The organism is Clostridium sp. C8-1-8, from assembly GCF_009928445.1.
In the GTDB taxonomy this organism is placed as follows: domain Bacteria; phylum Bacillota; class Clostridia; order Clostridiales; family Clostridiaceae; genus Clostridium_AR.
In genome coordinates this window covers 41,476-54,623 of the sequence record NZ_JAABNO010000034.1, presented here as the reverse complement: position 1 = coordinate 54,623, position 13,148 = coordinate 41,476, and the positions used below count along the sequence as shown (strand labels likewise).

Sequence of the window (13,148 nt, the reverse complement as noted above, 5' to 3'; positions counted from 1 at the left end):
GAACCCCTGTTACCACCGTGAAAGGGTGGTGTCTTGACCGCTTGACCAAGGAGCCATATTAAGTTTTAATCATTAATTTATTTGTCGTTTTCACGACCCAACAATAGATATATTACAAAAAATAAGACTAAGTGTCAACACTTTTTTAAAAAAATTTAAATTTATCTTTTAAATTTAATTACGCATATTTATCAAATGATTGCTTAGGATTACTTTTTATAGCTTTATTTTTATAGTCAAATTGCTGTTTTACAGCCACTTTATACCATATTAAATCAGTTTAATTTATGAAAACATCAACTTCAGTATCTAATTTGTATTTTAAAAATTTTAGTTTTATGTCTTTAAGTTTCACTCTCCAAATATAGAAGAGTTTTAAAGTAGTTTTCAGATTAAAGTGGTCCATCTTTATATAGACGTACCACTTCATATTAAAATTTACATTTTTAATTCTCCTCTCAGAATCCAGAGGAGCTTTAAAAATACTTTTCAAGTTGAAGTGGTTCATCTTTAGACGTACCACTTCATATTAAAATCTATATATTAAAATTAATATTGACCACTATGATCTTTATGTCTATCCTGGAAGTCTCCCTTGCCCTTATTTTTCTCCCCTATATATGCTCCTTCTTTTGGAAACATTTTTCTTAGCTCTGCATTGCTTTTTGGTCTATCTTTTTGTCTGTGCTTATTATCATCCATAAATATACCGTTATGCAAAACTTATAGAGCTCCATAAGAGCTTTGTTTGCTTCCTTCTTCACTGTGCCCGATAATTAATTAGTAATTCTTATCGTTTGGCCCGGCACTCCAAAGGCGTAAATTCGGATATGCTTTACCCTACATATTAACATCATTCTCTTAAAGAAATCAGTTAATCAACGGTTATTCAACTCCTTATTTTTTATTTGGCCATTTTAAGAGTATATTGCCCTGGATATGCTTTTATATACTAGCTTAAAGCTACCAACGCACATCCCTCAACTGCTTCGATACCATTATCCTTGCAATAATTTAATATTTCAGGACTTTCTGCTCCTGGTTGAATTAAAACATGCTTTATACCAAGGTCTTTTGCCTCTTTTATTACCTCAATTCCACTCTTAGGATTTATGCACAAATCAATAGCCTCAACTTCATAAGGAACTTCTTTTATACTCTTATAGCCATATTCAACTGTAGATCTAGGATTTACACCGCTGACATTATATCCATGGTCGCTAAACTTAGCTAAGATCTTAGATGCATACTTATCATTATTTTCAACATCCCCAACTACTACCCAGTTATCATAATCCATAAAATCCTTTGCATCCATTTTATCCACTCCTTATCTCATATAGTATATAATATATAAATATTCACACTAAGTCCCTTAGGACTATATAAAAATAATCAATAAGCTTTTAAAGACTTTTAATATATATCTGCTATTAGCCATAAATAAGACTACAAAACTAATGACTTTATAGTAAGCTTATTAATCTAGTAACATATATAGGTTATCCTCAACTCTTAATTTTTATAATTAATCAAAATAGTAAAAGTAGTTTAAAAATGATTTAATAACCTATAATTAAAATAAAATCTTTTTTTGATTACAGTATGAAAAACTTTAAAATATATATTACTATGGTAGAATTTATTTATGTCCTAATGTTACCTTAATATGAGGTTAAACTTTAGTCAGTATATATTTTTTCACTGCATATGAAATTATAATCTATTACATATGCAAAATTATTCATTTCAAGGTTTTAGTAGAAACTTATAGGATATGAAAAAATAAAACTTAGTTGCATGACGGCTTTTCCTCATATGGATTTATGAAAGGCTTCAGGGGCTTTTTGTATTTAAAATTTATAAGTATTTTTTACTTAAGCAATATTAAAGTGCATGTTGAAACATAGCATATATTTAAAAATAGTACGGCTTAATAATCATAAACAAAGGAGATAATAAAATGACTCAAAAGCATCATGAAGTAGTTGTAATAGGTGGTGGCGCATCTGGTCTTATAGCTGCTATAGCTGCAAAGGATTATGGAGCTGATGTAGCTATTGTTGAAGGTACTGATAGAGTTGGAAAGAAAATCTTAACTACTGGAAATGGACGTTGTAATATAACAAACTCACTCATCGGTTTTCCATTTGAAAATTATCATAGTGAAAATCCTGGTTTCTTTAATTATTGCCTCAATAACTTTTCTATAGAGGAAACAAAGAATCTTTTTCTTTCATTAGGCCTTCCTATTGTGGAACTAGAAAAAGGAAAAATGTATCCACAGTCACTTCAAGCCTCATCGGTTGTGGATATTTTAAGATTTGCAGTTGAAGATAGAAATATCCCTGTGTATAACTCATTTAAAGTAAAAAAAATTATCCACAGTGGAAACATCTTTAAGTTATCCACACAAGATGCTTCTTTAGATAATATAAGCTGTGGAAAAGTTATTTTAGCCTGTGGAGGAAAATCAGCGCAAAAAACTGGATCTGATGGTTCAGGTTATAACTTAGCCGCTAACTTAGGTCACAAAATAATTGAACCTATTCCTGCATTAATTCAACTTAAGTTAGAACATAAAAGCTTAAAAGGACTTTCTGGTATCAAGTTTGACGGCTTTGGCGAAGTTATAGTAAACGGCACTTCTATGAGAAAGGAATTTGGAGAGATATTGTTCACTGACTATGGCATATCTGGTCCTCCTATTCTACAATTATCAAGGATAGCTTCTTATGAATTATCTAAATATAAAAATGTAGCTATATCCATTGATATGATGCCTGGAAGATCAATTGATGATTTACATAATTTCTTTGAAGCTCATTGGGCCATGGTATCACATAGAACTGTACTAGAATCCTTTATAGGGGTTATAAACAAGAAGCTAGCTCCTATTTTACTAAAGGAAGCAGGCATACAAGATATTCATAAACCTTGTTATAGCTTAGAATGGAAAGAAAAAAGTAATATAATCAATCTTCTAAAAAATTGGACCTTCAAATGCGTAGGTACTAATGGCTTCGACGGTGCTCAAGTAACTGCAGGCGGTGTCAATACTAAGGATGTAGATCATAAGACTCTCCAATCTAATCTAGTTAAGAACTTATACTTCTGTGGAGAAATATTAGACGTAGATGGAGATTGTGGAGGCTATAATCTTCAATGGGCATGGAGTTCTGGCTTTTTAGCAGGTAAGAGCGCAGCCTCAGCTGATAGATAATTATTGTTTTTTGGACCTATGCACTTTTTATTAATATAAGGAAAATCCATCAGGAGATGTAATTTTTCTTTTTTATCGCCTGTCCCATATACACATTTAAAACATCAAAACATAGTTATAAAAAACTTTATCTAAAATATACTTGCCAAAAAACAAAAAATGTTCGCTGAATAAACCTTCTCCAGCGAACTTTTTTTACTGTAACTATTCCTCTCAAAGCTCAGAATAGTTTGCAGAATAAACTTCAATTTTAGCTCCCAACCTTAATCCCATATACATTTAACTGTAGCTAGAACCTTCCCCTCTTCATCAGATATCTTATGTGAAGTTTCTATTTCATTGCTATTATTATTTATACTACTTGATGATGTTATCTCATGTCCAAATGTGGTTTCCTTAAGGAAGTTTACAATAATTCTTTTCATTGTTCGACTCTTTATCACTTCCATTGGTAAGCTTTCTACTGCCCACTCTATATATTTAACATTATTCACATGAAGATTAGAGTCTATATCCCCATATCTTACTCTAAAGGTTTTATCAAATTCATACTCCTTAAGAGGTTTTATATCTTCAATATCTACAGAATATTTTAGATCTTCTTCTACACCATATAGCTTATATTGCTCTTCAGGTATTCTAATTGCACGCCTTCTTTCTAGATCAATAAAGAAAAATATGCTCTTTCCTTCAATTATCACATTTCCTTCACTATCTAATACAATATACTTTCTATATGCATAAAACTTTCTAAACCCTATAGGTTCTGTAATTACCTTTATTTTTTCTTCTATATCAGGATATCTGTAAACCTCTATATCGTATTTGTAAAAGACCCAGGACTGCTTATCTTCCATCATGTCCTTAATGCCAGATCCTAAGCTCTGAGACTGTCTAAATCCTATATCACATAATAAGTTTACAATAGTTGAAATAGATGCTTTTAGATTCCATGCTACATCATGATAGTTTATTTCGTATTCCTTCTCAAATTTCTCCAGCATAAACTCCTCCTGTTACGTAAATATTTATATAACGATTTTCACTTAGTATAATTTTACCACTTCATTGTATGTTTGAAATATAACAATTTTGTTAACAGTGAAAAAGTCACTAAATCTCCCCTACATTTGAATATTCATAGACAATAAAAAATTCGATGAAGCGGACTTCTTATTTCCTAAACAATAAAAAATAAAGACGCCACAAAATCCGGCGTCTTTTCAAAGTTTCTAAAATATATTACTTATTTAAAGCAACAACTAATTCGTCAAGGTTTAATCCATGTACTAAAGCAGCTTCTTCAATAGTTTCTGCTTGAGCTGATGGGCATCCTACACAACCCATTCCGAAGCTCATTAAAACTTCTGCTTTTTCTGGATATGTTCTAACAACTTCACCTATAGTCATGTCCTTAGTAACCATTACTATCACCCTCACTTTTTTAATTATTTTATGTTACAAGCTTACTTTAATTATTATACTAAATTATTTATATAAATTCAACCAAAATGGTCGGATTTAAATGTAAGCTTAGCCAATTCATTACTTAAAGTGATTTTTTAATCACCCTGTAACTACATTTTATAATAAAAAATTTATAAATTCAGTAACCAATGTTACCATCTATAAATTAATAATATTTTATAATTTTTTTACTATAACTAGCAAACTCACTGATATATAACCATGTTAGATAGCTGTTTACCGCTTCAATAATATTGCTACAAAAATATGTTTACTAGAAGCTAACCTAAACAATCAGTTGATATATTGCATAGAGAAATAGAGGACTATAAAACCATTATTCAATGGATTTACACTCCTCTTACTATTATATATAATTCTAATCTTATAGTTCAGCGATTCTCATTGTTTGATCTCTTCTAGGACCAACAGAAACTATTGATATCTTAGTATCAGTTATTTCTTCTATTCTCTTAAGATATTTCTTTGCATTTTCAGGTATTTCGTCGTAGCTTCTAGCATCAGCAACAGATTCATCCCATCCATCAAACTCTTCATAAACTGGCTCACACTTAGCTAAGTCTTCAAGGCTAGCTGGGAAGTAATCAATGATTGTGCCATTGAATTTATAACCAACACAAACCTTTATTTTTTCTAAACCTGCTAAAGTATCTATCTTTGTTACTGCTAAAGATGTTAAACCACAAACTCTTACTGTTGTCTTTAGGATGACTAAGTCTAACCAACCACATCTTCTAGCTCTACCAGTAGTTACTCCAAACTCACGGCCTTTTTCTCTTATCCAATCACCAGTTTCATTTTCCAACTCAGTTGGGAATGGTCCCTTACCAACTCTTGTTGTGTAAGCCTTAGCAATACCTACAGCATTAGTTATCATTGTAGGCCCTACACCAACTCCGTTTGATACTCCTCCTGCAGTTGTATTTGATGATGTAACATATGGATATGTTCCATAATCAATATCAAGAAGCATACCTTGTGCACCTTCAAATAGTACTTGCTTATTGCTCTTTATAGCCTCATACACCTTTACTGATGTATCTTGTACATAAGGTCTTAACCTTTCTTCATAAGCAATATAATCATTGTATATTTCTTCAAAACTTAAAGCTTCGCCATGAAGTACATTTGTAATATACTCATTCTTTGCTTCAACATTTACCTTTAGCTTTTCTATAAATACTTCTTTATGAAGAAGATCGCAAACTCTTATTCCACTTCTCTCAAATTTATCTGTATAGCAAGGTCCTATACCCTTACCAGTTGTACCTATATCATTCTTACCTCTTGCTTGTTCCTTTAACTTATCTAAAACTCTATGATATGGCATTATAAGATGAGCTCTATCACTTATCATAAGCTTTTCTGGAGTCACTTTTACGCCTAAACCTTCAAGATAATCTATTTCTTCAAATAAAGCCTTTGGATCAACAACAACACCATTACCAATTATATTTAACTTTGTATCATAAAGCACACCTGATGGTATTAGATGTAACTTATATTGTTTATCTTCAACCTCAACTGTATGACCTGCGTTATTTCCACCTTGAAATCTAACTACAACATCAGCTTCTTCAGCCAAATAATCAGTCATCTTTCCTTTTCCTTCATCGCCCCATTGAGCTCCTAAAACTATAAATGCTGACATAACCCTTCCTCCTTAAATACATCAGTTTACTTGGTTACACTCATTCATTATTGTCATGTCTTATATGTCTAAAACTTAATTTAACTTCAAACATAGGAAATTAAATATAATTTAAATTCCCACCTAACATAGTATCAAAGTAAATATGCTAGGTCAATGGAAGTTACGAATATTTTAAAATATTATAATTTTATAATTCGTATTTATTGCTTTAATATTTTTATATTATCTATAAAAAATTATAAAACTAAACTCATAATCTTTGATGATAGACTCACAGCTTACTAATAAAATTATATTTATCAAAATCTATCTCTCTATATATTGGTCAATAATATAAGCTAATATAATAAAAAACTTTTTATAAAGTAAAAAAGTCTCTGATGCCACCTTGCCCATTAGCCTTTTTAATCATCTATCTTTGCCAATCCATATGAGAAAAATGTGGCCGGCTAATACTACTTCTCTTTTACTATGCCACTAAATAACTGTGATAAACTCTTGATATTAGTAGGTTTAGCTATCAAGAAAATCCTCACTTTTTTAGAAATAAAAAATAGGCCTATTCATAATCTGCATTTAGCAATTATGAACAAACCTATAATTAATATCCAATAATAAAATAAATCAAATACTTATTTATAAAATTATAGCTACTTGGTCACAACTATATCCTTAAGACTCATGTCCAAATTCTTTGCAAGGTCATTGAGCTTTTTCCCCTCTTCACCTGCTTGTTTAGCTGTGCTATATCCCTTACACCCAAGTATGATTCCATCAAAAGTATTTATATATCTTTCATGGAACCCATTTAACTCACTGCTATGATTTAGTGTACTAGCCTTAGTCTTTAATTCTGATAGCTTGTTTATATTTTGATCAATATTTTTATTTGCTTCAATATCATTAATTGCTTGCTTTGCCTCAGATGATATATCTTTGACATTATTAAAATACGAATAATCTGTTTTATATCTGTTTACCTCATCAGCAACAGATTTCTTTGCTATAAATATGTTGTAGGCACTTACTCCCAAGGTAAGAATTAAAATAATAACGATAATAGTTTTTATTACGCCCTTTATAAACTTGAATACTAAATACAAAAGTACTACTGCAACCAATAACAATATTATATTATCAGCAGTAATTCCACCCATAATAACACCTCCTGTTTTTTATATTATAGCATAAATATGGATTTATAGAAGGCATAGTAAAAAAGTCACTGAAGTTACCTTCAGTGACTTTTCTGTCCATATTCCTTAGTATACTATCTTTTATTTTTAGTATTCTGATTTTCCTGATTTAACCCGCTATTTCCTCTATTCAAAAATCCTGTTTGAGAGGATCTAGATTGCTCACTTTTATCAGCCATACTTTGATTTTTAGACTTTTGACTGTTTTTACTCATATTATCAGCTCCTTTAATATTAGTTTAATAATAGTTTTTTTGAGGATCTTCAAAAAGGTTCAGACAGTATACTACTTTTTGCTATCTTACTCTTGATTAAAACCGTCCAAACCTTTTACTTTAATCTTAAGCAGCTCATGTTAAATATAATCTGCTAGCTAATAAAAAAATATTCATAAGCAATCCACTAAATCAAATTACTTTATTCCATTGCCTATACATCTGCCTCTTCTGAGATATGATTATAAAACAGCTAAAAACTTAATAAATATAAGAAACGCAAAAGAGGCTATCCAATTAAGGATAGCCTCTCCGCAGTCATCAAATAATATTAAGAGGAGTCTATTTGGTTAATGCTATGTGTGTGTTTGCCTTCGAAAACCAGTCTCAACTAATTTGTAACTTTGATGCAATTATTTTGCCCAGTAAATGCATCTATCTTACTAAGAAGTTTTCTTTGAGAATGATTATCACTATCTATAGTTTATATCTTAAAACAGCTTTTGTCAATATAGTTTTTAAACTTTTTTAAGCTTTTTATATTTTAATATTCTATATAAAATTATTAACACAAATTTTAATATAATTTCTTAATAAGGAGTCCCTATATCCAAACTTAATTTGTACCTGCTAGAAAATCGTGGCTTTTGCTGATTTTCGCGCATGTATAAATTAATAGTTGAGTTAAAAACTCTATATAGGATTACAATATCAAGCTTTAAGTTATGATTTTTTACTTACAATAGATTTTACAAGACTTTATCGATGAGTATAACTTAAACTTCGAGCTGTGAACCCTATATACTCCTTAAAACTATAATTTTAAGCTATTCTTAAATCTGAAACTTTATAAGAGCTACTGCTCTGCCACCTTATGCAGTCTTGATACCCGGTAGTTTAATGTAGACTAAAAAAACTGCTTATAACAAATCCTACAAGTTAAGTTTTACTTTTCTCCCCCTATAATAAAGTACTAAAGCCCTACCCATACAAATGGATAAGGCTTTAATAGTATTCTTTTTATATTATATTATTTTTCTGAAGCTTATTTATAACTTCTTTTGACTTTTCGTGATTTTGATTATATCTTTCATACATCTTAGCTTTTTCCTTAAGTCTAAGTCTTGCATCTCTTTCAGGGTGCTCTATTATATACTGTCTGCAACTATCAGAACAGAATCCTTCCTGCTCAACTTCACACTTCTCACAACATATATGCTGCTTATGACAGTCGTCATTTGTACAATTTATATATCTATAAGACTCTTCTCCACAGTGATCACATTTAGATATAACAGTATCCTCTTCTGTATTATTTATCTTAACAGAAATTCTCTCATCAAACACATAGCATCTACCATCCCAAAGTCTTCCCTTTACTTCAGGATCCTTACCGTAAGTTACAATACCACCTTCAAGATGATATACATCATCAAAGCCATGCTCTAAAAATACACCAGTAAGCTTTTCACATCTTATTCCACCTGTACAGTAAGTAAGGATCTTCTTGTCCTTATACTCTGATAGATTTTCATCTATCCACTCTGGGAATTCCTTGAAATTATTTACTTCTGGTCTTATAGCTCCTCTAAAGTGTCCGATATCATATTCATAATCATTTCTTCCATCCACAACTATAACGTCATCTCTTTGAAGCATTTCATAGAATTCCTTTGGCTTTAAGTACTTTCCTACCTTCTCATTAGGATTAACATCATCTTCAGGAAGTAATGTTATTATGCTGTTTTTATGTCTAACATACATCTTCTTAAAGGCATGTTCATCTACTTCGTCTATCTTGTACACCATATCTTCAAATCTAGGGTCAGCTTTTAAAGCATTCATGTATGCTTCTGTCTGCCCTACCGTTCCTGAAACAGTACCATTGATTCCCTCGTCAGCAATAAGTATTCTTCCCTTAAGCCCAATGCTTTTACATAGCTTCAGATGCTCTTTAGTATAATCCTCACTATTTTCGATATTTACAAATTTATAATATAGAAGAACTCTATACTTACTCAAATAAATCACCTCATTATAATTAAAACTTTTGACTGTCTTTAAAAGAGCCAAACCTTTTCAACAAACACATATTTTTTACTTGATCTTATATGTAAGTGTAGGAGTTATTTTCATATTGATAACCACCTATACTGAATAAACTAATTTTTTAGTTGTTTTTCTCTAATTATGATATATCAAAATTCACTTATTGTAAATGATAATTTATATCAACTAATACTATTTATTAACTTATTCCTATAATAACTACCAAGGTAGCACTTTTTAATGATGCCTCACAGTTTATCCTCAAGTTTTACAGATTAATAGTTTTTACTTTTTACTGCATATAATAAAAAGCTGACCTACAATCTTAAGGTTACCTGGGATAGCCAGAAAAAATTGTACTTTCTTAAAGAGTCAGGAACACACCCTTAGCAGGTGATTTTCTTTAAATGCTAAAGTAATAAAAAAGCCCGAAGTACAAAATAGCATACTTCAGGCTTTTCAAATATTAATCATTATTTTTCGATTATGTTTAATAATATTGTTGAAATTAAGTGGTCATGAAAGAGGTGCTATATGAGTGAGTAATTAGCGCAAGCTCATCTAAGCATCAGATGACTGACCACTTAATTTCAACACAGTACTTTAACAGAGCTTTTTTAATATTACATATTCTTAGACTTTTCTTCACACTTTTCCATAGCTTTTATTATAGACGATCTCATCCCACTCTTTTCAAGCTCTATTACCGCCTCTATTGTCGTACCTCTTGGTGAACAAACCATATCTTTAAGTTCCCCAGGATGTTTTTCTGTCTCTAATACCATCTTAGCTGAACCTAAAACCGCTTGAGCTGCAAGCCTATAGGCCTTCTTTCTTGGTATTCCCATCTTAACTGCAGCATCCCCCATGGCTTCTATAAACATAAATACATAGGCTGGAGATGATCCACAAAGAGCTATGAATCCATGAAAATCACTTTCTCCTAGAATTTCAGTTTTTCCAAAGGAATTGAATATGCTTATTATGTATTCAAGTTCCTCCTGTGGTACATTATCAGATGGGCATATAGCACTCATTCCTTCTCCTACCAAAGCAGGTGTATTAGGCATAGTTTTTATAAGCTTTATGTCTCTGTTAAACCAAGCTTTAACCTTATCTATCTCGATTCCTGCAGCAATTGTAACTACTATAGCATCCTTTTTAATTAAATCTCTTATTTCTTCAATTACAGCCTCATACATGAATGGCTTTACAGCTAAGAATATTATATCTGCCTCTTCAGCTATTTTCTTATTATCAGTGGTAGTTCTTATACCAAACTTACTTTCTAGAGCTTCAGAGGAGCTCTTAGTTTTAGTTGAAGCTATTATATTCTCCTTTGAGACAATTCCAGAATTAATAATGCCACCAACCATTGCTGCTCCCATGTTGCCACAACCAATAAATCCTAACTTTTTATCCATATGCCTTCACCTCATTAAATATAAATTAAACCTTATTTTATCACTCAATGCTTCATTGTAGTTGAAATTAAATCATAGCTTATGCTTATAATCAATTAGCTATTCGCCACAATTTTCAGTTAAGGCCTTCTTAACCGCTTTATTCCAGCCCTTTAAAAAGCTTTCTCTTCTTTCTTCACTCATACATGGATTGAATTCCTTGCCTACCTTCCAATTAGTTTTTATATCTTCTATATCTCTCCAGTAGCCAACGGAAAGTCCTGCTAAGTATGCAGCGCCTAAGGCTGTAGTTTCTATTACCTTTGGTCTATATACCTTAGTATCTATTAAATCAGCTTGGAACTGCATTAAAAAGTTATTAGAAGATGCACCTCCATCAACCTTTAAAGCTCTTAGTTTTATATTTGAGTCTTCTTCCATTGCTTTTAGTATATCATAGGTTTGATAAGCTATAGACTCTAATACTGATCGTATTATATGCTCCTTTTTAGCGCCTCTAGTCAAGCCTGTTATCATACCTCTAGCATACTGATCCCAATATGGAGCTCCTAAGCCCACAAAGGCAGGAATAAAATAAACTCCATTTGTATCCTCTACTACCCATGCATAGTCCTCAGATTCCTTAGATGAATTTATAAGCTTCATCTCATCCCTAAGCCATTGCACTGCCGCTCCAGCTACAAAAACGCTTCCTTCTAAAGCATAGGTTACCTCTCCGTCAATTCCCCAAGCTATGGTAGTAAGCAGTCCCTTCTGTGACTTCACTGGCTTCTTTCCAGTGTTCATAAGCATAAAGCACCCTGTTCCATAAGTATTCTTTACTGTTCCTTCTTCATAGCAAGTTTGTCCAAATAAAGCTGATTGCTGATCTCCTGCTACTCCGCATATTGGAATCTCACCACCAAACAGTCTCTCACTTGTAGTGGCAAACAATCCACTTGAGCTTCTTACCTCAGGCATCATACTTTTAGGGATATTAAACAACTCTAGAAGCTCCTTATCCCAACATAAGTCATATATATTATATAGTAAGGTTCTTGATGCATTTGAATAGTCTGTTACGTGTACAGCTCCATTTGTAAGCTTCCATATAAGCCAAGAATCCACTGTTCCAAAAAGTAAATTGCCCTCTTCAGCCTTTTCTCTAGCGCCTTCTACATTGTCCAGTATCCATGCAATCTTAGAAGCTGAAAAGTAGGAATCCACCTTGAGACCAGTTTTACTTATTATCTTATCTTCGTAACCTCTAAACTTAATTTCATCGCAATACTCTGCAGTTCTTTTACACTGCCATACTATGGCATTATATATAGGAACTCCAGTATTTTTATCCCATACTATAGTCGTCTCTCTTTGATTCGTTATCCCTATCGCAGCAACTTGAGAAGCCTGTATACCTATTTTAGCCATAGCCTCAATAGCCACTCCATATTGGGTAGACCATATTTCCATAGGATCATGTTCCACCCATCCAGCCTTGGGATATATTTGCTTAAACTCTTTCTGACCTATTGATTGTATATTTCCTTCTTTATCAAATATGATGCACCTAGAACTAGTAGTTCCTTGATCTAATGACATAATATATTTATCCACTTTATCACCTCTCATATTTCTAATGTAGTTATCCAACTTCAACTATTAAGTTTTAATAAAGTATTCCTATCGAAAGTTAAAGCTCAATTGAAACTTCTATACATTACATAAAAGCATAATCACATATATACAAAATTTCTTAAGTAACTTCTTCACTGAATCCTATAGTTATGGATCTTTACCCTTGAATATTAGTAAAATCTAAGCTTTATTATTTTATAAGAATAGCACAGTTGCTTATATATAATTTTATATAAAATTTTAGTTTTGAAAAAATATTTTATAATTCTTATTATACTAATT

At 31.5% G+C, this 13,148-nt stretch carries 11 protein-coding genes; 1 reads left to right on the top strand and 10 read right to left on the bottom strand.

Going from position 1 to position 13,148, the window contains the following annotated elements:
- Positions 1-549: 549 nt before the first annotated feature.
- Both GXK57_RS22950 and GXK57_RS22945 read right to left on the bottom strand, forming a co-directional pair.
- Entirely contained in the window at positions 550-720 is a 171-nt protein-coding gene (locus GXK57_RS22950) for a hypothetical protein (RefSeq protein ID WP_160680340.1), read from the bottom strand.
- A 232-nt stretch (positions 721-952) separates the two neighbouring features.
- Positions 953-1,318, bottom strand: a complete 366-nt coding sequence (locus tag GXK57_RS22945) for a CoA-binding protein (RefSeq protein ID WP_160680339.1) — start codon at positions 1,316-1,318, stop codon at positions 953-955.
- A gap of 645 nt (positions 1,319-1,963) precedes the next feature.
- Between GXK57_RS22945 and GXK57_RS22940 the strand changes: the two genes are divergently transcribed.
- Positions 1,964-3,223: an NAD(P)/FAD-dependent oxidoreductase gene (locus GXK57_RS22940; protein WP_160680338.1), complete on the top strand. Its 1,260-nt coding sequence runs from the start codon at positions 1,964-1,966 to the stop codon at positions 3,221-3,223.
- 263 nt (positions 3,224-3,486) lie between these two features.
- Here the strand turns inward: GXK57_RS22940 and GXK57_RS22935 are convergent, their stop codons facing one another.
- The 8 genes from GXK57_RS22935 to glpK all read right to left on the bottom strand — a co-directional run bounded on the left by GXK57_RS22935 (position 3,487) and on the right by glpK (position 12,845).
- Positions 3,487-4,227, bottom strand: coding sequence for an acyl-ACP thioesterase domain-containing protein (locus GXK57_RS22935; RefSeq protein ID WP_160680337.1), 741 nt, complete (start codon positions 4,225-4,227; stop codon positions 3,487-3,489).
- Positions 4,228-4,465: 238 nt separating this feature from the next.
- A complete protein-coding gene (locus tag GXK57_RS22930) occupies positions 4,466-4,648 on the bottom strand; it encodes a DUF1858 domain-containing protein (RefSeq protein WP_128210889.1) in 183 nt (60 codons plus the stop codon).
- Between the two features lie 427 nt (positions 4,649-5,075).
- Complete coding sequence (locus GXK57_RS22925; protein WP_160680336.1) at positions 5,076-6,362, bottom strand: adenylosuccinate synthase; 1,287 nt, start codon at positions 6,360-6,362, stop codon at positions 5,076-5,078.
- A gap of 653 nt (positions 6,363-7,015) precedes the next feature.
- A complete protein-coding gene (locus GXK57_RS22920) occupies positions 7,016-7,522 on the bottom strand; it encodes a hypothetical protein (protein WP_160680335.1) in 507 nt (168 codons plus the stop codon).
- Positions 7,523-7,635: 113 nt separating this feature from the next.
- Positions 7,636-7,776: a hypothetical protein gene (locus GXK57_RS26420; protein ID WP_202127773.1), complete on the bottom strand. Its 141-nt coding sequence runs from the start codon at positions 7,774-7,776 to the stop codon at positions 7,636-7,638.
- Positions 7,777-8,796: 1,020 nt separating this feature from the next.
- Complete coding sequence (locus GXK57_RS22915; protein ID WP_202127772.1) at positions 8,797-9,798, bottom strand: rhodanese-related sulfurtransferase; 1,002 nt, start codon at positions 9,796-9,798, stop codon at positions 8,797-8,799.
- A gap of 650 nt (positions 9,799-10,448) precedes the next feature.
- Positions 10,449-11,249, bottom strand: coding sequence for a pyrroline-5-carboxylate reductase (gene proC, locus GXK57_RS22910; RefSeq protein ID WP_160680334.1), 801 nt, complete (start codon positions 11,247-11,249; stop codon positions 10,449-10,451).
- Between the two features lie 99 nt (positions 11,250-11,348).
- A complete protein-coding gene (gene glpK, locus GXK57_RS22905) occupies positions 11,349-12,845 on the bottom strand; it encodes a glycerol kinase GlpK (protein ID WP_160680333.1) in 1,497 nt (498 codons plus the stop codon).
- Between the last annotated feature and the right edge of the window lie 303 nt (positions 12,846-13,148).